Raw genomic sequence first — 26,678 nt, 5'->3', positions numbered from 1 at the left:
CTAGCCGCGCGACTGGATCGGCACGTAGTCGCGTTCGGTCGGACCCGTGTAGAGTTGGCGCGGGCGGCCGATCTTCTGGGTCGGATCGCCGATCATCTCCTGCCACTGGGCGATCCAGCCGACCGTGCGGGCCAGCGAGAACAGCACCGTGAACATCGAGGTCGGGAAGCCCATCGCGGACAGAGTTATGCCTGAATAGAAGTCGACGTTCGGGAACAGCTTGCGCTCGATGAAATACTCGTCGTTGAGCGCGATCCGCTCCAGTTCCTTGGCCACCTGGAACAGCGGGTCGTTCTTGTCGCCGACCGCCTCGAGCACCTCGTCGGCGCTCTCCTTCATCACCTTGGCGCGCGGATCGTAGTTCTTGTAGACGCGATGGCCGAAGCCCATCAGCTTGTATTTCTTGGCCTTCACGCCCTCGATGAACTCCGGGATCCTGTCCGGCGTGCCGATCTCCTTGAGCATGTTCAGCGCCTCCTCGTTGGCGCCCCCATGGCTCGGGCCCCACAGGCAGGCGATGCCGGCGGCGATGCAGGCGAAGGGATTGGCGCCCGACGAACCGGCCAGGCGGACGGTCGAGGTCGAGGCGTTCTGCTCGTGGTCGGCGTGCAGGATGAAGATGCGGTCCATGGCCCTGGCCAGCACCGGATTGACCACATAGTCCTCGGCCGGAACGGCGAAGCACATGCGCAGGAAATTCTCGGCGTAGCTCAGGTCGTTGCGCGGCGAGATGAACGGCTGGCCGACGTGGTACTTGTACGCCCGCGCCGCGATCGTCGGCATCTTGGCGATCAGCCGGATCGCCGAGATGTTCCGCTGCACCGGATCATGAATGTCCAGGCTGTCGTGATAGAACGCCGACAGCGCCCCGACCGTCCCGACCATGATCGCCATCGGGTGGGCGTCGCGGCGGAAGCCCTCGAAGAAGCGTTCGAACTGCGAGTGCAGCATCGTATGCATGGTGATGTTGCGTTCGAACGCCTCGTATTCGGACGCGGTCGGCAGTTCGCCGTGCAGCAGCAGGTGGCAGACCTCGACGAAGTTGGACCTCGAGGCCAGCTGGTCAATCGGATAGCCGCGGTGCAGCAGGGTGCCCGCGTCGCCGTCGATGAAGGTCAGGGCGCTCTCGCAAGCCGCCGTCGAGGTGAAGCCGGGATCGTAGGTGAAGGCCTCGGTCGCGCCGTACAGCTTGCGGATGTCGATCACATCGGGACCGGTCGAACCCGACAGCACCGGCAATTCCACGGACTTGTCGCCGTAGGTGAGGGTGGCCGAGCCGGCGGGTTTGGCGAGTTCAGTCATATAAGCCCCTTGGTCAGACGGCGGCCTCGCGCGGGGAGGCGGCGGGTCGTGTTTCGGTACGCAGTTCAGATAGTCTGTTGCAGCGCATCATTCAAACGGCCGAGGCTTTCTTCCCGGCCGAGCGCCGCCAACGTTTTCGCGATGTCGGGTGATGTGGAGCCGCCGGTCAGGGCCGCGCGGGCGGCCGGGCCGATCTTGCCGAAGCCGACCGCCTCTTCCTCGGCGAAGACCCTGAGTTCGGCCTCGAGCGCGAAGACATCCCAGCTTTCGAACAGGGCCAGCCGGTCGCGCAACCGCCCGATCCGCTCGCCGGCCTCCCCGGCGAGCAGGTCACGGCCCTTCGGTTCAATGGCGATCGGCCGCGGCTTGAGCACGAAGGCGGTCTGGTCGGCCAACTCGAGCGTGGTCTTCGCCCGGTCCTTGATGAAGGGCAGGGCCCGGGTCAGCCGGACCTCGTCGTCCGGTCCGAGCGCATGGCCCCGGGCCAGATGCACGTCGAGCGTCAGCTTGGCCAGCCGGTCGTCGTCGGCCAGCCGGATCCAGTGGGCGTTGACGTGCGCCAGCTTGTCGAAGTCCAGCCGGGCCGGGGCCTTGCCGACGCCGGCCAGATCGAACCATTCGGCCGCCTGGGCGTCCGAGAACAATTCATCGTCGCCGTGCGACCAGCCCAGCCGGGCCAGATAGTTGCGCATGGCTTCGGGCAGGTAGCCCATCTCGGCGTATTCGTGCACCGCCTGCGCCCCGTGCCGCTTTGACAGCTTGGCCCCGTCCGGGCCGTGGATCAGCGGGATGTGGGCGAAGGTCGGCCGGGTCCAGCCGAGGGCGTCGTAGATCAGGCTCTGGCGCGCGGCGTTGTTCAGGTGGTCGTCGCCGCGGATGACATGGGTCACGCCCATGTCATGGTCGTCGACCACCACGGCGAGGTTGTAGGTCGGCGCGCCGTCCGAGCGCAGCAGGACCAGGTCGTCGAGGTCCTCATTGGCCCAACTGACCGTGCCCTGGACCTCGTCCTCGACGACCACCTGGCCGGGCAGGGGGCGACGGAAGCGGACAACATGGGCCTGGGTCAGGTCGTCGACGGTCGGCGCGCGGTCGCGCCATGGCGACTCGAAGGTGCGCCGCTCGGCCTTGGCCAGGTCGCGCAGGCGTCCCGTCTCTTCGGCCGAGGTGAAATCACGGTAGGCCGCGCCCCGCTCCAGCAACTCGTTGACGACCTCGCGATGCCGGTCGGCGCGGGCATGCTGGAACACGGGCTCGTCGTCGGCGAAGAGGCCGAGCCAGCTCAGGCCGTCGAAAATCGCCTGCACGGCCGCCTCGGTCGAGCGCTCCCGATCGGTGTCCTCGACCCGCACCAGGAACTTCCCGTTGTGGCGCTGGGCATACAAATAGTTGAAAAGCGCCGTGCGAGCGCCGCCTATGTGCAGGAAGCCGGTCGGCGAGGGGGCGAAGCGGGTGACGACTTCGGGCATGGAGGCGGACGGGGAGGTCATGGCGGGCGTTATACCGTCCGCTCCGGCGATGCACAGTCTCCGCTCGCGCTTCGGCGGATTTCTGGGAGCCCAGGTCGTCGCCCAGACCCTGCGCTGGCGGCTGTGGGCCCCCGTGGCGATGGGCGGCGGCTGCGCGGTCTACTTCTTCCTGAAGTCCGAGCCGGCGGCCGCGCCGCTGCTGCTGTTCGCGGTCGCGACGGCCGCGGCCTGGCTGGGCGCGCGGCGGCTCAGGGCGAGCCGCGTCTGGACCCTGCCGCTGATGCTCCTGGCGTGTTTCACCTTCGGACTGGCCGTCGCCAAACTGCGCACCGATGCGGTCACGGCTCCGATCGCTCCGGCGATGAGCGAGCCGACCGTGGTCGAGGGCTGGGTCGTCGACGTCGACAGCCCCGGCGCCGCCGGTCCGCGCGTGGTGATCGCGCCCGTCCGCATCCGCGGCCTCGCGCCGGAGGACACGCCGGTTCGCCTGCGCGCTACGGTGCGCGGCGTCGCGCCCGAACCCGGAGAGGCGATCCGCCTGTTCGCCATCCTCAATCCGCCGCCCGCCCCGGCCAGCCCCGGCGCCTACGATTTCGGCCGCAACGCCTTTTTCCAAGGGCTTGGCGGGGTGGCCTTCGGTCTGGGCGAGGTCCGGCCGGCGTACCTGCCGGAGCCGCCGTGGCGACTGCGCGCGGCGATGGCGGTCAACGGGCTGCGCTATGACCTGGCCCGCCGAATCGTGGCGCGGCAGGGCGAGCGGGCCGGCGGCATTGCGGCCGCCATGACCACGGGCCACGAGGCCTGGCTCGACCCTGACGATGTCGACGTGATGCGCGACTCGGGGCTGGCCCACATCCTGTCGATCTCGGGCCTGCACATGGCGGTCGTCGGGGGCTTCGCCTTCTTCCTGGTGCGTCTGCTGGTCGCCGCCTGGCCGTGGCTGGCGTTGCGCGTGCCGGGCAAGAAGGTTGCGGCCTGGGGCGGCCTGCTGGCGGTGGGGACCTATCTGGTCGTGTCCGGCGCGCCGCCGCCGGCCGAGCGGGCGGCGATCACCGCCTCGATCGCCTTCCTCGCTGTCCTGCTGGACCGGCAGGCCATCACCATGCACGCCCTGGCCGTCGCGGCCTTCGTGGTCCTGCTGCTCCAGCCCGAAGCCATCGTCACGCCCGGCTTCCAGATGTCGTTCGCGGCCACGGCGGCGCTGGTGGCGCTGGTCGAGGCCTGGCCGGTCCGCCCACGCGAGATTTCCGCGCCCCTGCCCATCCTGATCGTCCAGAGGAGCGCAGCCTGGGTCGGGGCGGCGGTCCTCGCCAGCCTGGTCGCGGGCGCGGCCACCGGGCCGTTCGCCATGCAGCATTTCAACCGCACCGCCATGTACGGCCTGGCCGCCAACCTGGCCACCGCGCCGGTGTCCGACTTCCTGATCATGCCGGCGCTGGCCCTCGGGGCCCTGCTGGAGCCGCTCGGCCTGGGCGCGCCCTTCCTGTGGCTGGCGGCGCGGGGGATCGAGCTGATGCTGGCCATCGGCGCCTGGACGGCGGCGCTGCCTGGCGCGGTGCGGACTGTGGCCAGCGCGCCCGACTATGTGCTGCCGATCGCCTTCCTCGGCGTGCTGTTCTGCTGCCTGTGGCGCGGGCCGCTGCGCTGGCTGGGCCTGCCGTTCGCGGCGGCGGTGATGCTGTGGCCGCGCGCGCCCACGCCCGACCTGTGGATCGGCGACGGCGGGACCAACGCGGCCTGGATCGAGGCGGGGGAGGCGGTCGTGGCCCGCCCCGGCGTGCGCCAGTTCGCGGTCGACGTCTGGTCCCGCCGACGCGGCGTCACGCCGGTCGGGCGGCCGGACGAGGGCTGGACCTGCACCCGCTTCTCCTGCGCCCCGTCGCCGCCGTCGGCCGGCCCGCTGGCCCTGTGGTGGGGCAAGCGCGCGCCGTCGGTGGAACAGATGGACGCCCTGTGCGCCGCCGCGCCGGTCGTCAGCGTCCGTGCGCCCGTCCATGTCCTTCCCGCCTCATGCGAAGGCCGGTTGATGCTGGACGGGATCGACTACGCCCGCGGCGGCGCGGTCGAACTGTGGCGCGAGGGGCCGCCGTCGGCCAACCGCTGGCGCGCCGTCTGGTCCTCACAGGTGCGCGGTGACCGGCCGTGGAGCCCGCGCGGCGTTCCCGCAGTCAGTGATAGCGGCGGATGAGGCCGACCAGCTTGCCCTGCACCTCGACCTGGTCCGGGCCGAAGATGCGGGTCTCATAGTTGCGGTTGGCCGGCTCCAGGGCGATCGAGCCGCCCTTCTTGCGCAGCCGCTTCAGCGTCGCTTCCTCGCCCTCGACCAGGGCCACGACGATCTCGCCCGACGAGGCGGTGTCGACGGATTTGATGATCACCAGGTCGCCGTTGAGGATGCCGGCCTCGATCATCGAATCGCCCTCGATCTCGAGCATGTAGTGCTCGCCGGCCCCCAACATGGTCTCGGGCACCGGATAGCGGGCCTGCTCGTGCTCGATGGCGGCGATCGGCGTGCCGGCGGCGATCTTGCCCATGACCGACAGTTCGCGGGTGTCGTTGGCGGGCTCGGCGGCGAAGGGCCGTCCGCCGCCCTCGATGACGTCCGGGCGGAACGGTTGCCGGCTGCGCGTCTGCGCCGTGGCCTGCTCCGGCAGCTTGACCACCTCCAGCGCCCGGGCGCGGTGCGCCAGGCGGCGGATAAAGCCGCGCTCCTCCAGCGCCGTGATCAGCCGGTGGATGCCCGACTTGGACGCCAGATCCAGCGCCTCCTTCATCTCATCGAACGAGGGGGAGACGCCCGTCTCCTTGATCCGTTCGTGGATGAACATCAGCAGTTCGTGCTGTTTGCGCGTGAGCATGGCGACCTCGGCGGCGAATCCCGTTGCGAGAACGCTAACGGAACAAACCGCAAACGTCCACAAGGTGTTCCTGAGGTGTTCCGGTTAAGGTGTGGTTACCGTGGCGCTGGCCGGAGCGGGCAGTCCAACGGCCTCGGCGATCCTGCGGCCGATCTCGGCGGTATCAGGCGTGAGGTTGAGCGTCTGAATCCGTCGGACGGAGCCATCGAGGGTCGTCAACGTCACCATCGGCTGGCTGCGCGACAGAATTCCGAAGCGGGATATCGCCAACGCCCTGATATCCGACAGCGCCACAGGTGCGCGCCACTCCGCGCAATACAGCGCGCCGTCGCGGATGAAGACTGCAGGCCCTCGATGGCGCAGCGTCCGGAAGAGCGCACGCACCATCATCGGCAAGAGCACAAGGGCGGCGATCGCTGGGATCGGCCACCAGCCGCGTCCGCCATCGTCGCCGGCCATGAGCGCGCGCAGCCCACCCGGATGCCAAAGCGGCTGCATCAGGATGTAGAGAGCCGAGCCTCCGAGGAAGATGAAACCGGAATAGGTCCTCGCCTTTGACAGATGCGCAATGACGGTCACGCCAGCAGCGTCCGCGTCGCCGCCTCGACGTCCGCCTGCCGCATCAGGCTCTCGCCGACCAGCACCGCCTGCGCATGCGCGGCCGACACCCGCGCCACGTCGTCCGGCGTGAAGATGCCGCTCTCCGCCACCAGCAGCGCCCGCACCGGGCTCAGCATGGCCAGCCGCTCGGTCGTCTCGAGATTGACCTCGAACGTCCGCAGCGAGCGGTTGTTGATCCCGACCAGATCGCCGCCCAGCTTGCAGGCGCGGGCCATCTCGGCCTCGTCGTGGGTCTCGACCAGAGCGTCCATGCCGAACCGCTCCGCCTCGGAGAGCAGTTCGGCCGCAAGCCCGTCATCAATCATGGCGAGGATAATCAGGATGCAGTCGGCCCCCAGCGCCCGGCTCTCGGCCACCTGCCACGGGTCGACGATAAAGTCCTTGCGCAGGCAGGGCAGGGCGACGGCGTCCCGCGCCTGTCCGAGAAAGGCGTCGTCCCCCTGGAAGCTCGGTCCGTCGGTCAGCACCGACAGGCACGAGGCTCCGCCGCGCTCATAGGCCCGGGCCAGCGCCGGCGGGTCGAAGTCCTCGCGGATGAGTCCCTTCGACGGACTGGCCTTCTTGATCTCGGCGATCAGCGCCGGCCTGCCGGTCGCCTCGACATGCCGCTCCAGCGCGGCCCGGAAGCCTCGCGGGGCCGACGCCTGCCGCGCCCGCGCCTCGACGGTGTCCTGCGGCAGGGCGGCCTTGCGCGCCGCCACGTCCTCGCGCTTGTAGGCGGCGATCCGTTCCAGCACGTCAACGGTCACGTCGGCTCTTCCTCGATGTCCGTGTTGGTGGCCTCGACCAGATCGGCCAGGGCCTTGGCCGCCCGGCCGTCGTCGATCACCGCCGCCGCCAGCGCCGCGCCCTCCGCCAGATCGGCCGCCTTGTCGCCCACGACCAGCGCCGCCGCCGCATTCAGCAGCACGATGTCGCGATAGGCCCCCTTCGCCCCGTCCAGCAGCGCCCGCAGGGCGGCCGCATTCTCCTCGGCGTCGCCGCCGCGCAGGTCGGCGAGGTCGGCCCGCGCCAGCCCCGCGTCCTCGGGTGTGACGGCGAAGCGGCGCACCGCCCCGTCCTTCCACTCCGCGACCTCGGTCGCGCCCGTGGTGGTCAGTTCGTCCAGCCCCTGCCCGTGCACGGTCCAGGCCCGCACGGCGCCGAGTCGTCCCAGCACCTCGGCCAGCGGCTCCAGCAGGCGCGGATCATAGACCCCCATCACCTGCCGCTTCGCATTGGCCGGATTGGAAAGTGGTCCCAGCAGGTTGAACACCGTGCGGAAACCGATCTCGGCCCGCACCGGCCCGACGTGCCGCATGGCTCCGTGGTAGGTCGGGGCGAACAGGAAGGCGATGCCGGCCCGGTCCAGCGCCCGCAGCTGCTGCGCCGGCGTGGCGGCGAGGTTGACCCCCAGCACCGACAGCACGTCCGACGAGCCGGATTTCGAGCTCATCGCCCGGTTGCCGTGCTTGGCCACCTTCAGTCCCGCGCCGGCCAGCACCAGCGCCGCCGCCGTCGAGATGTTGAAGGTGTGCTGGCCGTCGCCGCCGGTGCCGCAGGTGTCGATGACCTCGTACGGATGATCCAGCGTCAGCGCCGCCTCGCGCATGGCCGTGGCGAAGGCGGCGATCTCCTCGACCGTCTCGCCGCGGATGCGCAGGGCGGTGACGGCGGCGGCGACCTGGGCGGGCGTCGGCTCCCCCCTCAGGCAGGCGGCGAAGAAGGCGTGCGCCTCGTCCGCCGACAGCACGCGGCCATCGACCAGCTTGGCCAGCAGGGGCTTGAATCCGTCGGCCACGTCAGACCATCGCCCGGCGTTTGATGTTGGCGAGGTCGAGGAAGTTGGCCAGCAGGTCGTGGCCGTGCTCGGTGGCGATCGATTCGGGATGGAACTGCACGCCGTGGATCGGGCGCGTCCGGTGCGCCAGCCCCATGATCTCGCCATCGGCGGTCCAGGCGGTGACTTCCAGCACGTCCGGCAGGGTTTCCCGCTTCACCGCCAGGCTGTGATAGCGGGTCGCCGTGAACGGCGAGGGCAGGCCGGCGAACACGCTCTTGCCCTCGTGTTCGATCGGTGAGGTCTTGCCGTGCATCAGGCTCTTGGCGCGGATCACGTCGCCGCCGAAGGCCTGGCCCATGGCCTGATGGCCGAGACAGACCCCGAAGATCGGCATCTCCAGCGGCGCGCTGTCCAGCAGCGCCAGGCAGATGCCCGCCTCGTTCGGCGTGCAGGGCCCCGGCGACAGCAGCACCGCTTCCGGCTTCAGCGCCCAGGCCTCGCCCGCGGTCAGGTCGTCGTTGCGCACCACGCGCGTCTCCGCGCCCAGTTCCGCGAGGTAGTGGACCAGGTTCCAGGTGAAGCTGTCGTAGTTGTCGACGACGAGGATCATGCTTGGGCTTCTAGGGGGTGCGTGCCCCCGCGCCAAGCAGGCACAAGGGTAAGTGTTCATTAACCACGTTCGGTCGAACTGGGGCCTCCAGCGGAGGGGCTCGCATGGCCGACATCAGGATCGACAAGGCGCGCAGCCTGCTGACGCCTCCGGAGGCGCGGGGCGCCAGTCCGTGGGCGGCGCTGGGCGCGGCGGCGCTGGCCGCGACGGGCGCCATGCTGATGGCCGGCGTCATGGTTCTGGGCCCGGGCGTCCGCTTCGAGGAGCCGGCGGTGGCTCAGCCCCTGTTCCCGAACGGATAGCGCCAGGCTTCCTCCGCCGCCTGCATCGGGGCCCGCGCCTTGGCCTTCGTCTCGGCGTATTCGGCGGCCGGATCACTGTCGGCGACGACCCCGGCGCCGGCCTGCACGTGGATCTTGCCGTCGGCGAACAGGGCGGTTCTCAGCACGATGCAGATGTCGGCCTCGCCGCCAGCCGAGATGTAGCCGACGCCGCCGCCATAGCCGACGCCGCGCTTGTCGCTCTCCAGCTCGTCGATGATCTCCATCGCCCGCACCTTGGGCGCGCCCGACAGGGTGCCGGCGGGCAGGGCGGCCAGCAAGGTATCGACCGCGTCCAGCTGCGGATTGGCCTGACCCTGCACGTCGGAAACGATATGCATGACAGAGCTGTAGCGCTCGACCTTGAAGCTTTCCGTGACCTCGACCGTGCCCGGCGCGGCGACGCGGCCGACGTCGTTGCGGCCCAGGTCCAGCAGCATCAGGTGCTCGGCGCGCTCCTTCGGATCGGCCAGCAGTTCGGCCTCCAGCGCCCGGTCGGCTTCCGGGGTCTGGCCGCGCGGCCGCGTCCCGGCCAGGGGGCGGATGGTCACCCGCCCGTCCTTGAGCCGCACGAGGATTTCCGGGCTCGACCCAGCCAGCTGGAAATCGCCGAAATCGAGGAAGAACAGATAGGGCGACGGGTTCTGGCGCCGCAGGGCCCGGTAGAAGGCGAACGGATCGCCGGCCCACGGCGCGGCGAAACGGTGGCTCAGCACCACCTGGAAGATGTCCCCGGCGGCGATGTAGTCCTTGGCCCTCGCCACCATGGCCCCGAAGGCCGGCTCGTCCACCGGCGAGCGGAACGGCGGGACCGGGGCCTCGACCGGCGCGGGAATCGCGGGCAGGGGCGCGCGCAGCTCGGCCTCGAACGCGTCGAGCCGGGCTACGGCGGCGTCGAAGGCCGCGTCGGCGGCCAGCCCGCTGTCCGGCCAGGCGGCCGAGACCAGCACGATCTCGTGCTTCACCGAATCGAAGATGGCCACGAGCGCCGGGCGGGTCAGGACCGCGTCGGGCAGGTCCAGCGGATCGGGATTGGGGGCCCCCAGCGGCTCGAGCAGCCGCACCATGTCATAGCCGAACACCCCGAACAGTCCCGCTGCCATCGGCGGCAGGTCGACCGGCAGGTCGAGACGCGAGGCGGCGATGAGACGACGCAGCGACGCCAGCGGATCGCCCGCCTCGGCTTCATAGGCCCCGGCCGCCACGTCCGCGCCCCGCGCCAGTTCGGCCCGGCCGTCCCGGCAGCGCCAGACCACATCCGGCTCGCGGGTGATGATCGAATAGCGCCCGTTGACCGCGCCCCCCTCGACCGACTCCAGCAGGAAGGCGTGGGTGCGGCCATGGCCGACCTTCAGGAAGGCCGAGACCGGCGTCTCGAGGTCATCGACGAGGCGGCGGACGACGACCTGCGGCCGGCCCTCCGACCAGCCGCGTTCGAAGCCGGCCGGGGGCGACGCGCCGCCCGCTGCGCTCATTGCGCCGGCGGGGTCGGCGTGGCTTCCAGCCCCAGCGCCTGGCGGCCCAGTTCCTCGTCGTAGGTCGCCTTCATCCGCTCGGCGGCGGCGGCCACGGCGCGCGCGAACAGCGGATCGGTCGTGGCCTGGCCGAGACGGGCCCGCCATTGCTGGGCCTCACCGGCGGCGAGGGCGGCCGTGGGCGGGGTGACCCGGTTGACGCGGCCGATGGCGATGCTGTCCCGCGACTGCGGTTGGGCGAAGGGTTGGCCCCGCCCGGTGCTGAACAGGCCGGTCATCACGCCCTGGCCGAGTTGCGCCATCGTCTCCTGATCCTGCTTCACGCCGGTCCGGCTGGTCACCGTGGCGCCGACCGAGGCGGCGACGGCCGCGATATCCTCGCCGCCGCGCAGGCGCGCCATCAGGGCGTCCGAGCGGGCCGACAGCAGCCGGACGTTCTCGCGCGCCGTCCAGGCCTGGGTCAGTTCGTCGCGAACGTCGTCGAGCTTGGGCATGGCGGCCGGAATGACGTCGTCGACGCGAACCACGAAATAGCGGCCTTCCCCGGCGCTGACGACCTCGCCGGTCCGGCCCTTGGACAGCTTCCACATCTGCTCCAGGACCTCGGCCGGGACGCCGAGTTGCTGACCGTCGCGGGTGCGGCCCTCACGGCTGACGGCGGGGATCGGAACGATCACGGCCCCGACCTCGCGCACGGCGTCGTCCAGGCTCTTGCCTCCGCGGCGCGCCGCTTCGAAGGCCTCGACCCGGCGGGCGATGGCCGCGCGGCTTTCCTGGCCCCGCAGTTCCTCGACGATCTGCTCGCGCACGTCGTCCAGCGTCACCTCCCGCCCGGGAGTGATTCCGCTCACCTTGGCGACGACGAAGCCGACGCGGGCCTGCACCGGGGCCGACACGCCGTCGACATGCAGGCCGAACACGGCGCCGGCGACGGCCGGGTCGCTGATCGCGCTGCGCGGGGTGTCGGTGAACTGCGCCGCCTGCAGGTCATTGGCCTGGCCGACGGCGGCCGGGGTCTGGCCGGCGCGCAGGGCGGCGGCGATCCGTTCCGCGGCCGCCTGGGTCGGCGCCGTCAGGGTGGTGAAGGTCCGGCGCTCCGGCAGGGACAGGGCGTCCTTGCGGAATTCGAACCGCTCCTGGATCTTCGCGTCCGTGATGGCGAGGTTCTGGTCCGCCGGGCTGCTGAAGCCGACCAGCGCGCCGCTCCGCAGCTCGGGCAGGCGAAGCTGGGCGGCGTTCTGGCTCATGAACGAGGCCAGTTGGGCGTCCGTCGGGCGCGGCGCGGTTCCGGCCATGCTCTGGGTCAGGAGGAACCACTGGCCGTCGCGGGCCTGTTGGGTGTGGTTGGCGATCGCGGCGCCGTAGATGCGCGGCAGGCGAAGGCCGGCCACCAACGCTGAGCCATAGTGAGCGCGGCTGTATTGGTCGCGGGCCTCCTGCTCCAGAAGCGCGGGGGTCATCTTGGCCTCGGCCAGGCGCGCCCGGTAGAGGTCCTCGTTGAACTGGCTGGTGACCGGATCGAAGAAGGCCGGAATGGCCCGGATCTGGCGCAGGATCAGTTCGTTGCCCGGGCGGATGCCGGTCTTCCAGGCCCAGGCGTAGAAGCCCAGTTCCTCGGCGCGGCTTTTCAGCACGGCTGTCAGGCTGGCCTGGGCGAACAGCTCGTCATAGGTGACCGCCCGGCGCTGTTCGGCCTGGATCTGCTCGAGGCGGCGATCCATCTCGGCCCGGAACTCCACCGGGCTGAGGCCGCGATCGCCGGCCGACACCACCTTGGGCGCGCGCAGGCTGCCCAGCACGTCGGTCTGCGCGCCGCCGGTGATCAGCAGGCCCAGGGCCGTGAGGATCAGCAGGCCCATCGCGAACTTGGACCTCGCGAAATTGCGGAAGATGGCGATCATGGGCGAGCGGTCCTGGCGGAGGGCGACGAACGATAGTCGCTTCGGCCTATAGGGGGTGACGGGCCAGCACGGCAAGACAATGGCGGTGGATCGGCGCGCCTGACGGCTTGGCTTGGCGAAAAGCTCCGCCTAGACAGGCCTGATGAAACAATCCGTGAAGCTGATCGCCGGCAACTGGAAGATGAACGGCCTCGCCGCCGATCTCAGCGCCGTCGTTCATGACCTGAAACTCGCGCTCCAGGCGGAGCCCGCGTCCTGCCGGGTGGCGATTTGCCCCCCCGCGACCCTGATCAGCCGGCTGGCGGACGCCGTTCGGGACCATCCGATCGAGGTGGGCGGTCAGGACTGCCGGGCCGAGAGCCACGGGGCCTACACCGGCGGCGTCTCGGCCGCGATGCTGAAGGACGCGGGGGCCGGCCTGGTCATCGTCGGCCACTCGGAGCGTCGGCAGGAATTCGGCGAAACCGATCTGCTGGTCTCCGCCAAGGCCGAGGCGGCCGTCCGCGCCGGCCTGGCCCCGATCGTCTGCGTCGGCGAAACCCTGCAGCAGCGCGAGGCGGGCAGGGCGGTCGAGGTCGTCCGCGGCCAGATCATGAACTCGCTGCCGCAGGCCGTGACCGGGCAGGATTTCGCGGTCGCCTACGAGCCGGTCTGGGCTATCGGCACGGGCCTGACGCCGACGCTGGAGCAGATCGAGGAAGTCCACCGGGCGGTCCGCGCGGCCATGCTCGAACGGCTGGGACTGGCCAGCGCGGCGGCCCCGATCCTGTACGGCGGCTCGGTCAAGCCCGAAAACGCCCGCGACATCCTCGCCGTGCCCGAGGTCGGCGGCGCCCTGGTCGGCGGGGCCTCCCTGAAGGCGGCGGACTTCCTGCCGATCATCCGCGCCGCCTGACGCCGCCAGCCCCCGTTTGCTCCCACTCCTCATCAATGATAGACGCCGCCGCTTGATCGGCGCGGTTCGGCGCCACACATATCGGCTGCCATGCTCCAGACCATTCTCCTCGTCGCCATGATCCTCATCTCGGTCGCCCTCGCCGGGCTGATCCTGTTGCAGAAGTCCGAAGGCGGGGCGCTGGGCATGGGCGGCGGCCCGTCGGGCTTCATGACCGCCCGCGGCGCCGGCAACCTGCTGACCGTGACGACCTGGTGGCTGGCGGTCGCCTTCTTCGCCTGCGCCATCGGCCTGACCATCGCCGGCAACGTCAGCCGCTCGCAACAGTCGATTGTCGACCCGGACGCCGTCGGCGCCCTGGTCGCCCCGACCGGCGCGGACCAGGCGGCCCCGGCCGCTGATCCGGCCACGGCTCCGGCCCAGCCGACCGGTCCGTCGCTCGACGACTTCCTGAGCGGCTCGGCGCCCGCCGCCCAGCCCGCTCCGGCTCAACCCGCACCGGCGCAATAGACGTGGGCGGGGCCCTTATCCCCGCCTTCCTCTCCCGCCCTCATAGTCTCCGCAGTACGCCGCTCGAATCAGCGGTAGAGTGATCTCCCATGGCCCGTTACGTGTTCATCACCGGCGGCGTGGTTTCCTCATTGGGAAAAGGCCTCGCTTCCGCCGCTCTCGGCGCGCTTCTGCAAGCGCGCGGCTACAAGGTCCGGCTGCGCAAGCTGGACCCGTATCTCAACGTCGATCCGGGCACGATGAGCCCGTATCAGCACGGCGAGGTCTTCGTCACCGATGACGGGGCCGAGACCGATCTCGACCTGGGCCACTACGAGCGCTTCACCGGCGTCTCGGCGGCGAAGTCCGACAACATCACCACCGGCCGCATCTACTCGACCATCCTCGAGAAGGAGCGGCGCGGCGACTATCTGGGCGCGACGGTGCAGGTCATTCCGCACGTCACCGACCAGATCAAGCAGTTCTGCCTGACCCCCGCCCTGACCGACGGCGGCGAGGAGGTCGACTTCGTGCTGGTCGAGATCGGCGGCACGGTCGGCGACATCGAGGGGCTGCCGTTCTTCGAGGCCATCCGCCAGCTCGGCCAGGACTTGCCGCGCGGCCAGAGCTGCTTCGTGCATCTGACCCTGCTGCCCTTCATCAAGACCGCCGGCGAGATGAAGACCAAACCGACCCAACACTCGGTCAAGGAATTGCGCTCGATCGGCATCCAGCCCGACATCCTGCTGTGCCGCTGCGAATTCCCGATCCCGCCCGAGGAAAAGCGCAAGATCGGCCTGTTCTGCAACGTCCGTGAGAGCGGCGTCATCCAGGCCATGGACTCGGCCGACATCTACGCCGTGCCGCTCGACTATCACCAGGAAGGCCTCGACGCCGAGGTGCTGGCTCATTTCGGCATCGCCGACGCGCCCGCGCCCGACCTGTCGCGCTGGCAGGAGATCGCCCGTCGCCGCCTGCACCCCGACGGCGAGGTCACCGTGGCCGTGGTCGGCAAATACACGGTGCTCAAGGACGCCTACAAATCCCTGATCGAGGCGCTGCACCACGGCGGCGTCGCCAACAACGTCAAGGTCAACATCGACTGGGTCGAGGCCGAGACCTTCGAGGGCGACCGCGAGGCCTGCGAGGCCCGCCTGCAGGGCGCCCACGCGGTCCTGGTCCCCGGCGGCTTCGGCGAGCGCGGCTCCGAGGGCAAGATCGAGGCGGCCCGCTTCGCCCGCACCCGCAACATTCCCTATTTCGGCATCTGCTTCGGGATGCAGATGGCCGTCATCGAGGCGGCCCGGAACCTGGCCGGCTTCCCCGAGGCCTCCTCAACCGAATTCGGCCCCACGTCCGAGCCGGTCGTGGGCCTGATGACCGAATGGACCCAGGGCAACCAGCGGGTCCTGCGCCAGCAGGGCGACGACCTGGGCGGCACCATGCGCCTAGGGGCCTACGACTCGACGCTCAAGCCGGGCTCGAAGATCGCGCAGATGTACGGCTCGACCACGATCAGCGAGCGCCACCGCCACCGCTACGAGGTCAACATCAACTACCGCGAGGCGATCGAGCAGAAGGCGGGCCTGACCTTCGCCGGCCTCTCGCCCGACGGCGTCCTGCCCGAGACGGTCGAGCGTGAGGACCACCCGTGGTTCATCGGCGTGCAGTATCACCCCGAACTGAAGAGCCGTCCCTTCGCCCCGCACCCCCTGTTCGCCGGCTTCATCGAAGCCGCCGTGGTGCAGAGCCGGCTGGTCTAGGCGGACTCGTCAGGCGGGCGGCGTCTCCGGTCGCACCAGCAGGGCGTCGACGGGCTGGAAGACGCCGTTGCTGGCCAGCCGCTCTTCGCCGGTCAGCCGGCCCCGCGCGCCGTTCTCGGCGCTGACGACGATGGCCTCGCCGTCCCGCGAGAAGGTCAGCAGCGTATTGGCCATGGTGCGCATCTGGACGTCGCCGCCGCCATCACGCTCGATCGCCGCTACGATGTCTTCCCGGGTCAGGGCGCCCGGCACGATGTGGGCGCGCAACAGGGCCGCGCTCTGGGCCCGCAGGCTTTCGTCGGTGAGATCGGTGGCCGTCCCGCCCGCCGTGAAGGCCGCGTCGGCCGGGGCGAACACCGTATAGGGGCCGACCCCCTCCAGCACGCTGGTGAGTCCGGCATTCGTCGCCGTCTCCCGAAGCGTTCCGAAGCCGTCCTCGCCCTGCAGGGTGGCCGCCAGGGTCTGCGAAGAGGGCTGGGTCTGTTCGGCCGCGTCCCCGCCCGTCTTGCCGTCTTCGTCGCCGCCGCCGCAGGCCGCGAGCAAGAGGACGGCGAGGGGCGTCAACGCCCGGCGCATGATGATCCGCATAGTTCTATCTCCTGCCGGGGTGTTCAGGTGAGCAGCTGGATGACCGCCTGGACCAGCTGGGTTGTCGGATCGACCCGATAGACGTAGCCGTCGTTGTATCGATACAGGCTGTTGGGCGAGTCCATGTACTGGCCGCGGTACGCGTACGGCACGTTGTAGACGTCGTAGCCGGCCGGCATCGGCTGGCCGACGGTGATCGGCTGGCCGGTCAGCAGGGCTGCCACCTGGGTGATCGCCTGCGTCCGGGGATCCACGCCGTACAGCGCCCCGTTGGCGTAGCGATAATCGTACGGAGCGTTCAGCCGGTAATAGTCGCTGTAGTAGGCCGGAACCGGTTGGTAGGCGTACTGCGCGGGCCAGACCGCCCCCGGCGACAGCGCCCCGCCCAGCACCGGCAGCCAGCCCATCACCGAGCCGCTCCGGTCCAGCCGGTACAGATAGCCGTCGTCATAGCGATAGCGTACGTCGTCGTTCCGCGATCCCCACAGCCAGTCGTAACGGGCGCGTTCGATCTTGCGCTCCTGTCCCGGCGGCAGGCAGCCGTTATTGCGCTTGGCCAGTCCCGGCGGACAGCCGGCGATCAGGCCGCGATCCGGCTCCAGGCGGAACACAGGGCTGCTCGCAACAACCGCGCGTCGCACATCCCGCACGACAGCCCGCTCGCCGCGGTCATTGTCGCGTCCCCGGCCGCGATCCTGATCCGGTCCGCGCGCCGCCTGGCGGGCGACCTGTGGCGTCGGCCGATCCCGGTCGGCGCGATCCTGCGCGCGACCGCGGGCCTCGCCGCCCCGGCCGCGGTTTTCGCGATCAGCCCTGTCCTGGCCGCCGCCCTTGCTCTGCTGCGCGTGATCGCCGCCGTGTCCTTTGCCCTGGCCTTGATTCTGCGCGAGCGCCGCGCCGGGCAGGGTGAACGCCAAGGCGAGCGCGGCGGCTGTGGGGATGATCTTGTTCATGGAAACCTCTCGTGGAGGCTCCTGAAACGTCTGGACACAGACACCGTTCCGGCCAGGCCATGCCCGACTCGCGGACTCAGGCGGCGGGCCGCGTCCCGGAAACAGAACCGCCCGTCACCGGGCGGGCTTCACAGTCGGCCCTGGTCGTAGCAGTCCGGCGTCGGGTTCTGCTGACACATCTGGTTCGCCGTCGCGTCCAGCATCGCCGCCGTCTCCGCACAGCCGGCGAGCAGCAGGACCGAGGCGATCGCCACGACCTTGATCATCGTCCTGTTCGACATGTCTGTTCCCCGACGCCCCATTGAGTTTCACCATTGGTGGAGCGCGCCGGACGCCCGGTCAATCGCGGAAACCTGACGATGCCTGACCGGTATGGCTCGAACGGCGCCGGGATTGGCGGACAGGGTGGGATTCGAACCCACGGTAGGCTCACACCTACGGCGGTTTTCAAGACCGCTGCCTTAAACCACTCGGCCACCTGTCCGTGTCCCGCGAGCGGACCCGCCGCATACCGCCAAACACCTCGTTAACCAAAGCGGAAATGTCTTTCGCCATGCTCGCGCCGATCAAGGGCGAGGTCATGACGGCGAAACTTCTCAAGGGCGCGGGGATCGCGGGAGTGCTGTCGCTGCTCGGGGCCTGCGCCGGCGGCGCCGGCTCGGTCGGGCCAGGGATTCCCGTGGTCACCGATCCGGCTCCGATCGTCTCAGGGACCATGCGGCCCTATCAGATCCGCGGCCGCTGGTACCACCCCGCCGAACAGCCCGACTATCAGGAGACCGGCATGGCCTCGTGGTACGGCGACCAGTTCCACGGCCGCCCCACCGCGACCGGCGAGCGTTTCGACATGAACGCCCTGACGGCGGCCCACAAGACCCTGCCGCTTCCGGGCCTGGTCGAGGTCACCAACCTCGCCAACGGTCGCCGGGTCGTGGTGCGGGTCAACGACCGCGGGCCGTTCGTCGACGGGCGCATCATCGACCTTTCGCGCGGCGCCGCCGACGCGCTTGACCTGCGCCGGGCGGGCGTCGGCGAGGTGCGGGTGCGCTACCTGGGCCGCGCGCCGCGCGTCGGCGGGGGCACGACCCTGCAGTACGCCGAGGCTCGCACGCCGCCCGCGCCGGAGCCTCCGCCGATTCTGATGCCCGTCGCCCCGGCGCCCTACGTCCCGGCCGCACCGGTCGCGCCCGCGCCGCCGCCCGCGCCGGTGCTTGCGTCGGCGGCGGCGCCGTCCCGCGCCGGGCTCTGGATTCAGGCCGGGACCTGGGCCGATCCCCGGGAGGCGCGAAGAGCCGCAGCCCGCCTGGGCGGAAGCGCGACCGTCGAGGAGGCTTCGCCGGGCCAGTTCCGGGTTCTGGTCGGTCCGTGGCCGGACGCCGGCGCGGCCGAGCGCTCGCGCCGCGCCGTGATCTCCCGGGGTTATCCCGAAGCTACGATGATTTCCGGAACCTAGACCCTTCCGGAACCGGACCGGCGCCGCCATTGTGCGCCGGTGACCCAGGGCAGATTCATCACATTCGAAGGCGGCGAGGGGACCGGCAAGTCGACCCAGGTGGCGCGTCTGGTCGAGCGCCTGCGCGCCCGGGACCTCGAGGTCGTCCAGACCCGCGAGCCCGGCGGTTCGCAGGGCGCCGAGGAGATCCGCAACCTCGCCCTCAACGGCGACGCCGGCCGCTGGTCGCCGATGACCGAGACCCTGCTGATGTTCGCCGCCCGCTCGGACCATCTCGAGCGCACCATCCGCCCCGCGCTCGAGGCCGGCCGCTGGGTGGTCTGCGACCGATTCGCCGATTCCAGCCGCGCCTATCAGGGCGTCGGCGGCGGAACCCCGGCCGCCTTCATCGAGACTCTCGACGCCGCCATCGTCGGCGCGACCCAGCCCGACCTGACCCTGATCTTCGACCTGCCGGTCGAGGTCGGGCTGGGTCGCGCCTTCGGCCGGGGACTGTTCGAGACCCGGTTCGAGTCCAAGGGGCTCGAATTCCACGAGCGCCTGCGGCGCGGCTTCCTCGACATCGCCGGCGCCCATCCGGAACGTTGCGTCGTGATCGACGCCGACGGCGATCAGGATACCGTCGAGGCCCGGGTCTGGGCCGCCGTCGAGGCGCGGCTGCCATGAGCGAACACCCGCGCGACCGCTTCGACCTGATCCCCGACGCCGCCGCCGAGGCCGCGTTTCTCGACGCCTTCGACAAGGGCCGGCTGCATCACGCCTGGCTGCTGTGCGGGGTCGAGGGCTCGGGCAAGTCCACCTTCGCCTACCGCGCCGCCCGCCGCCTGCTGGGCGCGGCGCCCGATCCCTCGCGCGGCCTGCTGGGAACCCGTCCCGACGATCGGGTGGCCCAGTTGATCACCGCCCAGTCGCACCCCGACCTGCTGGTGCTCGAACGCGCCGTCGAGGGCGGCAAGACGAAGAAATCCATCTCCGTCGACCAGGCCCGCGACCTGCCCGAGTTCTTCTCCAAGAGCCCGTCTCAGGCCAGGTATCGCGTCGCCATCATCGACGCCGCGGACGACCTGAACCTCAACGCCGCCAACGCCTTGTTGAAGGTTCTTGAGGAACCGCCGGAGCGGGGCGTGCTGTTCCTCGTCACCCACGCCCCCGGCCGTCTGCTGGCCACCATCCGCTCGCGTTGCCGCCGCCTGGCCTTCCCGGTCTGGCCGCCGCACGCACTGGAGGATCTGGTCCGCAACCGCACCGGCGTGAGCTCCGCCGAGGCCGTCCGCATCGCCGGCATGGCCGCCGGCTCGCCGGGTCAGGCGCTGGCCCTGGCGTCCGGCGCCACGCTCGAGGCGGACCAGCTGGCCCAGGCCTGGGTCGCCGCGCCCTCGCTCGACCGCGCCGAGGTGATGGCGGTGGCCGACAAATTCCGCGGCGCCGAGGGGCAGGAGCGGTTCGAAATCCTGATGGACCGGCTGATCGCCGCCGTGAAGCTCCGCGCCCTGGACGAGGGCAAGTCGGGCGCGCGCTGGGCCGAGCTGTGGGAGCGGCTGTCCGAGCTCCCGGACCGCGCCGCCGCCATCAACCTCGACCGCGCCGATGTGCTGGCCGGGGCGCTGGCCGACCTGCAGCGCGTCAAGGCCCGCGCCTGATGCTGATCGACAGCCACGTCAACCTGCACGCGCCCCAGTTCGACGACGACCGCGACGCCGTCATCGCCCGCGCCCGCGAGGCCGGCGTCGGCCTGATGGTCGAGATCTCCGACAAGCTCTCGACCTTCGACGCCACCCACGCCCTCGCCATGGCTCATGACGACATCTGGGCCACCGTCGGCGTTCATCCGCACGAGGCGAAGGACTACGCCGACCTGACCGCCGACCGGCTGGTCGAACTCGCCGGTCGGCCCAAGGTCGTCGGAATCGGCGAGTGCGGCCTCGACTTCCACTACGATCTCAGCCCGCGCGACGTGCAGGCCGTCGTCTTCCGCCAGCATATCGAGGCGGCCCGCCGCACCGGCCTGCCGCTGGTCGTCCACACCCGCGAGGCCGACGCCGTCATGGCCGACATCCTGACGGAAGAGCAGGCGAGGGGGCCGTTCCGGTTCCTGATGCACTGCTACACCAGCGGCCCGGAACTGGCGGAAAAGGCGGCGGAACTGGGCGCGTGGTTCTCCGTTTCCGGCATCGCCACCTTCAAGGCCGCCACCGAGGTGCGCGAGATCATCGCCGGCATGCCCGCCGACCGCATCATCGTCGAGACCGACTGCCCCTACCTCGCGCCCGTGCCGCACCGGGGCCGCCGCAACGAGCCGGCCTGGGTCGGCCACGTCCTCGAGAAGCTGGCCGGCATCCGCGGCTGGTCCCGCGACGAGGCCGAAGCCCGCACCACCGACGCCTTCTTCGCCCTGTTCGACCGCATCCCGAGGCCGCCAGAGACCGGAGGCGCCGCATGAGCGAACTGGAGGTCGTCATCCTCGGCTGCGGCTCCTCCGGCGGCGTCCCCCGCGGCGACGGCGACTGGGGCGCTTGCGACCCGGCTGAGCCGAAGAACGCCCGCACCCGCTGCTCGCTTCTGGTCCGCCGCCACGGCCCCGACGGCGTCACCAGCGTCCTGATCGACACCTCGCCCGACCTGCGCGCCCAGATGCTTGGAGCGCAGGTCAAACACATCGACGCCGTCCTCTACACCCACGACCACGCCGACCAGACCCACGGCGTCGACGACCTGCGCGTCTTCGCCATGCGCACCCGCAAGCGCATCCCGGCCTTCATGGACGCCGCCACCGACGCCGCCATGCGCGAGCGCTTCGGCTACATCTTCGACAGCGTCGAGGGCTACCCCGCCATCCTCGACGCCCAGCCGCTGCCCCCGCACGGTGAAGCCTGGACCCTCGAAGGTCCCGGCGGCCCCGTCCCGGTCGTCACCTTCGACCAGGCCCACGGCCCGATCCGCTCGGTCGGCTACCGCATGGGCGGCATGGCCTATTCCAGTGACGTCTCCGATCTCGACGACGCGGCCATCGAGGCGGTGCGCGGGTGCGACCTGTGGATCGTCGACGCCCTGCGCTGGACCCCGCATCCGACCCACGCCCACGTCGAAAAGACCCTCGACTGGATCGCCCGCGCCGGGGTCAGGCGGGCGGTGCTCACCAACCTGCACATCGATCTGGATTACAACGCCTTGTCGGCGGCTGTTCCGGCGAACGTCGAGGTCGCCTTCGACGGCTGGAACGCTCGTTTACCGCTGTAGGAGCTTCGCCGCCTGCGGAGCAAAATACGTCAGCACCCCCGCCGCGCCCGCCCGCTTGAAGGCGTGCAGGCTCTCCAGGATGGCCCGATCCTCGTCCAGCCAGCCATTGGCCATGGCCGCCCGCATCATCGCGTACTCGCCCGACACCTGATAGGCGAAGGTCGGCACCCGAAAGGTCTCCGACACCCGCCGGACGATATCGAGGTACAGCATCCCCGGCTTGACCATGACCGCGTCGGCGCCCTCCGAAATGTCCATGGCCACCTCGCGCAGCGCCTCATCCGAGTTCGCGAAGCTCATCTGGTATGTTTGCTTGTCGCCGGTCAGCGCCTTCGCCGAGCCCACCGCGTCCCGGTACGGCCCGTAGAAGGCCGAGGCGTACTTCGCCGCATAGGACAGGATCAGCACATCCTGCAGCCCGTTGGCCTCCAGCGCCTCGCGGATGGCCTGCACCCGGCCGTCCATCATGTCCGAGGGCGCCACCACATCCGCCCCCGCATGCGCATGGATGAAGGCCTGTTCCGCCAGCCGCTCCAGCGTCGCGTCGTTGACGATCCGGCCGTCCTCCAGCACCCCGTCGTGGCCGTGGTCGGTGTAGCAGTCCAGCGCCACGTCGGTGATCACCCCGACCTCCGGCGCCGCGTCCTTGATGGCCTTGATGCAGTCGGGGATCAGCCCGTCCGGATCTGTCGCCCCGGTCCCGACGCCGTCCTTGATGGCCCCGTCGACGTTGGGGAACAGCGCCACCGCCGGAATGCCGAGGTCGCGCGCCTCGACGGCCGCCTTGGCCGCCGCCTTCGGGCTCAGCCGGAACACGCCCGGCATCGAGCTCACCGCGACCCGCTCGTCCGCCCCGTCGTGCACGATCAGCGGCCACACCAGATCCGCCGGCGTCAGGGTCGTCTCGGCGACCAGCCGGCGCACCCACGGCGCGCTGCGCAGCCGGCGGGGGCGGGCGTAGGGAAAGGCGGCGGGGGCGAACGGTTGGGTCATGGCCGCGCTTATAGACGAAGCCTCGCGGCCGGGGGGAGGGTTCAGTTTGTCGCCGGTTCGGATAGAAGCGCTTCAACGATTCAGGAAACGCCCCATGGACTTCGCCCTCACCGACGATCAGCGCGCCATCCAGGACGCCGCCCGCGCCTTCGCCGAGGCCGAACTGGCCCCGCACAGCGCCGAATGGGACGAGACCAAACACTTCCCCGTCGACGTCATGAAACACGCCGCCGAGATGGGCTTCTGCGGCATCTACACCGGCGAGGAGCACGGCGGCATGGCCCTCGGCCGGGTCGAGGCCGCCGTCATCTTCGAGGAGCTGTCGCGCGGCGACGTCTCCACCGCCGCCTTCATCTCGATCCACAACATGGCGACGTGGATGATCGACAAATTCGGCTCCGACGACCTGCGCGCCCGCTATGTGCCGCGCCTCGTCTCGATGGAGTTGATCGCCAGCTACTGCCTGACCGAGCCCGGCTCCGGCTCCGATGCCGCCGGCCTGCGCACCACGGCGAAACTGGACGGCGACCATTACGTCCTCAACGGCTCCAAGGCCTTCATCTCCGGCGCCGGAACCTCGGACGTCTACGTCGTCATGGCCCGCACCGGCGCCGACGGCCCCAAGGGCATCTCCACCTTCGTCGTCGAGAAAGACACGCCCGGCCTGTCCTTCGGCGCCCAGGAGAAGAAGATGGGCTGGAACAGCCAGCCCACCGCCATCGTCGCCTTCGACGACTGCCACATCCCCGCCGCCAACCTGCTCGGCAAGGAGGGCGACGGCTTCCGCTACGCCATGATGGGTCTGGACGGCGGCCGTCTGAACATCGCCGCCTGCTCGCTGGGCGGCGCCCGCCTCGCGCTCGAGACCACCCTCGACTACGTCGCCAGCCGCAAGCAGTTCGGCAAGCCGATCGCCGACTTCCAGAACACCCAGTTCAAACTGGCCGACATGGCCACCCAGCTCGACGCCTGCCGCCTGATGGTGATGCGCGGGGCCTGGGCGATGGACACCAACCATCCCGACAAGACCAAATGGTGCGCCATGGCCAAGCGCATGGCCACCGACGCCTGTTTCCAGATCGCCGACGAGGCGCTGCAGCTGCACGGCGGCTACGGCTATCTGAAGGACTACCCGCTGGAGCGCATCGTCCGCGACCTGCGCGTCCACCGCATCCTCGAGGGCACCAACGAGATCATGCGGGTGATCACCGCGCGGGAGATGATGCGGCAGTGAGCGACGTCGTGACCCCCGAACCCGAAGTCCTCGCCCGCGTCCAGTCCGGCGTCGGCCGCCTCACCATGAACCGCCCCAAGGCCCTGCACGCGCTCAACCGCGCCATGTGCGACGCCATGAGCGAGGCGTTGCTCGCCTGGCGCGACGACGACGCGGTCAAGTCGATCCTCATCGACCACGCCGGCGAGCGCGGCTTCTGCGCCGGCGGCGACATCCGCATGATCGCCGAGAGCGGGGCAGGGGACGCCTCCGAGGCCCGCGCCTTCTTCGATACCGAATACAAGCTCAACCACCTGCTGTTCGACTATCCGAAGCCGGTCACCGCCCTCGTCGACGGCATCGTCATGGGCGGCGGCGTCGGCATCAGCGAGCCCGCCGTGGTCCGCATCGCCACCGAGCGGACCACCTACGCCATGCCCGAGACGGGCATCGGCCTGTTCCCCGACGTCGGCGGCGGCTGGTTCCTGCCGCGCCTGCCGGGCCAGACCGGCGTCTGGCTGGCCCTGACCGGGGCCCGGCTCAAGGCGGCCGACACCGTCTTCCTTGGCATCCACACCCACTACCTGCCGTCCGATGCGCTCGACGCCTTCCGCGCCATCCTCGCTGCCGACCCGGCCCACCCGGTCGACGTCGCCGACGGCCTCGAAACCGACGCCGGCGAGCCCCCGATCGAGCCGCACCTGCCGGCCATCGAACGACTGTTCGCCTTCGACACGGTCGAGGAAATCTTCGCCGCGCTGGAGGCCGACGGCTCCGACTGGGCGACGGCCCAGCTCGCCACCCTGAAGACCAAGTCGCCCCAGTCCCTCAAGGTCACCCTGCGCCAGCTGCGCACCGGCGCGGCCCTGACCGCCTTCGCCGACAACATGGCCATGGAGTACCGCCTCGGCGGCCGTGTCGTCCGCACCCCCGATTTCCAGGAAGGCGTCCGCGCCGTCATCGTTGACAAGGACAACGCCCCGAAGTGGTCGCCGGCCGAGCTGTCGGGGGTGACAGACGCCGAACTGGACAGGCTGTTCGCCCCGCTGCCCGCCGACGAGGAGTGGACGCCGCTCGATTGACGTCTTCCTTCCCCCGCGAAGGGGGCAAGGGATTCGGACATGCAAGGGGCTTGCATCCCGTCCCCAACCGGAGCTTGGCTGTCGCCGCTGGATTCAGGAGACGATCATGCTCAAGCCGTCCGTTCTCGCCGTCGCCGCCGCCCTCGTCCTGTCCGCCTGTGGTTCCGTGACCGCCCCGTCGCCGCAACTGGCCGGCGTCTATGACGCCGTGGTGGCCGATCCGCGCCGCCCCGCCGACGAGGTCGCCCGCGACCCGTTCCGCCACCCCGCCGACATGCTGGCCTTCGCCCGGATAGAGCCGGGCGACAAGGTCGCGGACATCCGCCCCGGCGCCGGCTATTTCACCCGCCTGTTCGCCCCCGTGGTCGGCGACATGGGCAAGGTCTACGCCTTCGTGCCCAACCGCACCGCCGAACGCGAGAATCCCCGCGCCGACGCCCTCGTCGCGGTCTGGCCGAACGTGGTCCGGGTCAACGGCGACCTGAACACTCTCAGCTTCCCGGAGCCGCTCGACGTGGTCTGGATGAGCCAGGAATACCACGACTTCCACATCCCGGCCTTCAACACCGACGTGGCCCTGATGAACCGGGCCATCTTTAACGCCCTGAAGCCCGGCGGCCTTTTCGTCGTCGTCGACCACTCCGGCCGCCCCGGCACGGGCCACACCGAGGTCCAGACCCTGCACCGCATCGAAGGCGCCTCGCTGCGGGCCGAGGTCGAGGCGGCCGGCTTCGTCTTCGACGGAGAAACAACGGTGCTGGCGAATCCCGCCGACGACCGCACCGTCAACGTCTTCGACGAGGCCATCCGCGGCCGCACCGACCAGTTCGTCTACCGTTTCCGCAAGCCGGGCTGATCCCCGCGCTCCACGACAGGAGGATATGATGCGTCGTTCCCTGCTTCTCGCCGCCTCGGCCCTGGTCGCCGTCTCGACGGCCGCCTTCGCCTCCGCTCCGCCGCTGCTTCAGGAGCCGTCGTCCTACGCGGCCGCCCTGGCCGACCCGATCCGCCCCGCCGAGGACCGCGCCCGCGACGCGGCCCGCCACACGGCGGAGACGCTCGCCTTCGCGCAGGTGGCGCCGGGGCAGAAGATCACCGACATGATCATCGGGGGCGGCTATTTCACCCGCGCCTTCTCTGCCGCCATCGGCCCGGAAGGCCGCGTCACGGCATGGCAGCCGGCCGAGTTCATCGGCTTTCAGGCCAGCTACGGAGAAGCCCTGACCGCCGCCGACGCCCTGCCCAATGTCGACGCCGTCAGCGTGTCTCTCGCCGACCCCGAACTGCCGACCGGCCAGGATCTGGTGTTCACCGCCCAGAACTATCACGACCTCCACCTCGGCATGGCGGCCGCCGACACGGCCTCGAAGGTCAACGCCGCCGTGTTCGACGCCCTGAGGCCGGGCGGCCTCTACGTCATCGTCGACCACCACGCGGCCGCCGGCTCCGACCTCGCCGCCGCCGACACCCTGCACCGCATCGACATCGAGGCGGTCAAGCGTGAGGTGACCGCCGCCGGCTTCGTTCTCGAGGCGGAAAGCGACCTGCTCGCCGACCCCGCCGACCCCCTGACCGCCAGCGTCTTCGACCCGTCGATCCGCGGCAAGACCAGCCAGTTCATGCTGCGGTTCCGCAAACCGGCCTGATCGTCTCCTCCCCGTTCGCGCCGCGCCACTGCCCATTCGTCGGAGGAC

Annotated in this window: 27 protein-coding genes and 1 tRNA gene; 14 read left to right on the top strand and 14 right to left on the bottom strand. The window is 70.4% G+C overall.

Going from position 1 to position 26,678, the window contains the following annotated elements; genetic code table 11:
• Both gltA and gltX read right to left on the bottom strand, forming a co-directional pair.
• Positions 1–1,302 (bottom strand): citrate synthase, encoded by a 1,302-nt coding sequence (gene gltA, locus ACSQ1L_RS02555; RefSeq protein ID WP_435991629.1) that lies wholly within the window; start codon positions 1,300–1,302, stop codon positions 1–3.
• A gap of 65 nt (positions 1,303–1,367) precedes the next feature.
• Complete coding sequence (gene gltX, locus ACSQ1L_RS02550; RefSeq protein WP_435991627.1) at positions 1,368–2,792, bottom strand: glutamate--tRNA ligase; 1,425 nt, start codon at positions 2,790–2,792, stop codon at positions 1,368–1,370.
• On the opposite strand from gltX, the gene ACSQ1L_RS02545 reads away from it, so the two are divergent.
• Positions 2,791–4,959, top strand: coding sequence for a ComEC/Rec2 family competence protein (locus ACSQ1L_RS02545; RefSeq protein ID WP_435991625.1), 2,169 nt, complete (start codon positions 2,791–2,793; stop codon positions 4,957–4,959). The two genes, gltX and ACSQ1L_RS02545, sit on opposite strands and share 2 nt — an antisense overlap.
• Here ACSQ1L_RS02545 and lexA read toward each other — a convergent pair.
• The 5 genes from lexA to ACSQ1L_RS02520 all read right to left on the bottom strand — a co-directional run bounded on the left by lexA (position 4,940) and on the right by ACSQ1L_RS02520 (position 8,622).
• Positions 4,940–5,629, bottom strand: a complete 690-nt coding sequence (lexA, locus tag ACSQ1L_RS02540) for a transcriptional repressor LexA (protein WP_435991623.1) — start codon at positions 5,627–5,629, stop codon at positions 4,940–4,942. The two genes, ACSQ1L_RS02545 and lexA, sit on opposite strands and share 20 nt — an antisense overlap.
• 84 nt (positions 5,630–5,713) lie before the next feature.
• Entirely contained in the window at positions 5,714–6,208 is a 495-nt protein-coding gene (locus tag ACSQ1L_RS02535) for a hypothetical protein (protein WP_435991621.1), read from the bottom strand.
• Entirely contained in the window at positions 6,205–6,999 is a 795-nt protein-coding gene (trpC, locus tag ACSQ1L_RS02530; protein WP_435991619.1) for an indole-3-glycerol phosphate synthase TrpC, read from the bottom strand. The genes ACSQ1L_RS02535 and trpC overlap by 4 nt, the downstream gene beginning before the upstream one ends.
• Positions 6,996–8,030: an anthranilate phosphoribosyltransferase gene (gene trpD, locus ACSQ1L_RS02525; protein ID WP_435991617.1), complete on the bottom strand. Its 1,035-nt coding sequence runs from the start codon at positions 8,028–8,030 to the stop codon at positions 6,996–6,998. The genes trpC and trpD overlap by 4 nt, the downstream gene beginning before the upstream one ends.
• Position 8,031: 1 nt before the next feature.
• On the bottom strand, positions 8,032–8,622 hold the full coding sequence (locus ACSQ1L_RS02520) for an anthranilate synthase component II (RefSeq protein ID WP_435991615.1): 591 nt from the start codon (positions 8,620–8,622) through the stop codon (positions 8,032–8,034).
• Positions 8,623–8,726: 104 nt separating this feature from the next.
• On the opposite strand from ACSQ1L_RS02520, the gene ACSQ1L_RS02515 reads away from it, so the two are divergent.
• Positions 8,727–8,924 (top strand): peptidoglycan-binding protein, encoded by a 198-nt coding sequence (locus ACSQ1L_RS02515; RefSeq protein ID WP_435991613.1) that lies wholly within the window; start codon positions 8,727–8,729, stop codon positions 8,922–8,924.
• Here the strand turns inward: ACSQ1L_RS02515 and trpE are convergent.
• Positions 8,900–10,417 carry an anthranilate synthase component I gene (trpE, locus tag ACSQ1L_RS02510; protein ID WP_435991611.1) on the bottom strand — a complete coding sequence of 506 codons (1,518 nt, stop codon included), beginning with the start codon at positions 10,415–10,417 and terminating at the stop codon, positions 8,900–8,902. The two genes, ACSQ1L_RS02515 and trpE, sit on opposite strands and share 25 nt — an antisense overlap.
• On the bottom strand, positions 10,414–12,318 hold the full coding sequence (locus ACSQ1L_RS02505; RefSeq protein WP_435991609.1) for a peptidyl-prolyl cis-trans isomerase: 1,905 nt from the start codon (positions 12,316–12,318) through the stop codon (positions 10,414–10,416). The genes trpE and ACSQ1L_RS02505 overlap by 4 nt, the downstream gene beginning before the upstream one ends.
• A 142-nt stretch (positions 12,319–12,460) precedes the next feature.
• Here ACSQ1L_RS02505 and tpiA point away from each other — a divergent pair, with 142 nt between their 5' ends.
• The 3 genes from tpiA (at position 12,461) to ACSQ1L_RS02490 (ending at position 15,465) form a co-directional block, all read left to right on the top strand.
• Positions 12,461–13,213 carry a triose-phosphate isomerase gene (gene tpiA / locus ACSQ1L_RS02500; RefSeq protein ID WP_435991607.1) on the top strand — a complete coding sequence of 251 codons (753 nt, stop codon included), beginning with the start codon at positions 12,461–12,463 and terminating at the stop codon, positions 13,211–13,213.
• Between the two features lie 90 nt (positions 13,214–13,303).
• Positions 13,304–13,723 carry a preprotein translocase subunit SecG gene (gene secG, locus ACSQ1L_RS02495; protein WP_435991605.1) on the top strand — a complete coding sequence of 140 codons (420 nt, stop codon included), beginning with the start codon at positions 13,304–13,306 and terminating at the stop codon, positions 13,721–13,723.
• An 89-nt stretch (positions 13,724–13,812) separates the two neighbouring features.
• Positions 13,813–15,465 carry a CTP synthase gene (locus tag ACSQ1L_RS02490; RefSeq protein WP_435991604.1) on the top strand — a complete coding sequence of 551 codons (1,653 nt, stop codon included), beginning with the start codon at positions 13,813–13,815 and terminating at the stop codon, positions 15,463–15,465.
• Positions 15,466–15,474: 9 nt separating this feature from the next.
• On the opposite strand, the gene ACSQ1L_RS02485 is transcribed toward ACSQ1L_RS02490, so the two are convergent.
• The 4 genes from ACSQ1L_RS02485 to ACSQ1L_RS02470 all read right to left on the bottom strand — a co-directional run bounded on the left by ACSQ1L_RS02485 (position 15,475) and on the right by ACSQ1L_RS02470 (position 17,490).
• Complete coding sequence (locus ACSQ1L_RS02485; protein WP_435991602.1) at positions 15,475–16,053, bottom strand: fasciclin domain-containing protein; 579 nt, start codon at positions 16,051–16,053, stop codon at positions 15,475–15,477.
• Positions 16,054–16,076: 23 nt separating this feature from the next.
• Positions 16,077–17,006 (bottom strand): hypothetical protein, encoded by a 930-nt coding sequence (locus ACSQ1L_RS02480; RefSeq protein WP_435991600.1) that lies wholly within the window; start codon positions 17,004–17,006, stop codon positions 16,077–16,079.
• 128 nt (positions 17,007–17,134) lie between these two features.
• Positions 17,135–17,287, bottom strand: coding sequence for a hypothetical protein (locus ACSQ1L_RS02475; protein WP_435991598.1), 153 nt, complete (start codon positions 17,285–17,287; stop codon positions 17,135–17,137).
• A gap of 113 nt (positions 17,288–17,400) precedes the next feature.
• Positions 17,401–17,490 (bottom strand) — tRNA-Ser (locus ACSQ1L_RS02470).
• A gap of 69 nt (positions 17,491–17,559) precedes the next feature.
• On the opposite strand from ACSQ1L_RS02470, the gene ACSQ1L_RS02465 reads away from it, so the two are divergent.
• The 5 genes from ACSQ1L_RS02465 to ACSQ1L_RS02445 are packed head-to-tail and all read left to right on the top strand — an operon-like array spanning position 17,560 to position 21,696.
• Positions 17,560–18,459, top strand: coding sequence for a septal ring lytic transglycosylase RlpA family protein (locus ACSQ1L_RS02465; RefSeq protein WP_435991596.1), 900 nt, complete (start codon positions 17,560–17,562; stop codon positions 18,457–18,459).
• Positions 18,460–18,498: 39 nt separating this feature from the next.
• Positions 18,499–19,125, top strand: coding sequence for a dTMP kinase (gene tmk, locus ACSQ1L_RS02460; RefSeq protein WP_435991594.1), 627 nt, complete (start codon positions 18,499–18,501; stop codon positions 19,123–19,125).
• A complete protein-coding gene (locus tag ACSQ1L_RS02455; protein WP_435991592.1) occupies positions 19,122–20,099 on the top strand; it encodes a DNA polymerase III subunit delta' in 978 nt (325 codons plus the stop codon). The genes tmk and ACSQ1L_RS02455 overlap by 4 nt, the downstream gene beginning before the upstream one ends.
• On the top strand, positions 20,099–20,899 hold the full coding sequence (locus ACSQ1L_RS02450; protein ID WP_435991590.1) for a TatD family hydrolase: 801 nt from the start codon (positions 20,099–20,101) through the stop codon (positions 20,897–20,899). Before ACSQ1L_RS02455 ends, ACSQ1L_RS02450 begins: the two co-directional genes overlap by 1 nt.
• On the top strand, positions 20,896–21,696 hold the full coding sequence (locus ACSQ1L_RS02445) for an MBL fold metallo-hydrolase (RefSeq protein ID WP_435991588.1): 801 nt from the start codon (positions 20,896–20,898) through the stop codon (positions 21,694–21,696). The genes ACSQ1L_RS02450 and ACSQ1L_RS02445 overlap by 4 nt, the downstream gene beginning before the upstream one ends.
• Here the strand turns inward: ACSQ1L_RS02445 and hemB are convergent.
• Positions 21,685–22,689 (bottom strand): porphobilinogen synthase, encoded by a 1,005-nt coding sequence (gene hemB, locus ACSQ1L_RS02440; protein WP_435991586.1) that lies wholly within the window; start codon positions 22,687–22,689, stop codon positions 21,685–21,687. The two genes, ACSQ1L_RS02445 and hemB, sit on opposite strands and share 12 nt — an antisense overlap.
• A gap of 94 nt (positions 22,690–22,783) precedes the next feature.
• On the opposite strand from hemB, the gene ACSQ1L_RS02435 reads away from it, so the two are divergent.
• The 4 genes from ACSQ1L_RS02435 (at position 22,784) to ACSQ1L_RS02420 (ending at position 26,630) form a co-directional block, all read left to right on the top strand.
• Positions 22,784–23,923, top strand: a complete 1,140-nt coding sequence (locus ACSQ1L_RS02435; RefSeq protein ID WP_435991584.1) for an isobutyryl-CoA dehydrogenase — start codon at positions 22,784–22,786, stop codon at positions 23,921–23,923.
• A gap of 65 nt (positions 23,924–23,988) precedes the next feature.
• On the top strand, positions 23,989–24,984 hold the full coding sequence (locus ACSQ1L_RS02430; RefSeq protein WP_435992497.1) for an enoyl-CoA hydratase/isomerase family protein: 996 nt from the start codon (positions 23,989–23,991) through the stop codon (positions 24,982–24,984).
• A gap of 106 nt (positions 24,985–25,090) precedes the next feature.
• Positions 25,091–25,840, top strand: a complete 750-nt coding sequence (locus ACSQ1L_RS02425; RefSeq protein WP_435991582.1) for a class I SAM-dependent methyltransferase — start codon at positions 25,091–25,093, stop codon at positions 25,838–25,840.
• Positions 25,841–25,868: 28 nt separating this feature from the next.
• On the top strand, positions 25,869–26,630 hold the full coding sequence (locus ACSQ1L_RS02420; protein ID WP_435991580.1) for a class I SAM-dependent methyltransferase: 762 nt from the start codon (positions 25,869–25,871) through the stop codon (positions 26,628–26,630).
• Positions 26,631–26,678 lie beyond the last annotated feature (48 nt).

The sequence above is a fragment of the Brevundimonas sp. LjRoot202 genome (genome assembly GCF_964253355.1).
Lineage (GTDB): Bacteria > Pseudomonadota > Alphaproteobacteria > Caulobacterales > Caulobacteraceae > Brevundimonas.
The sequence above is the reverse complement of the archived record's forward strand: the minus strand, read 5'-3'. Positions and strand labels throughout refer to the sequence as shown.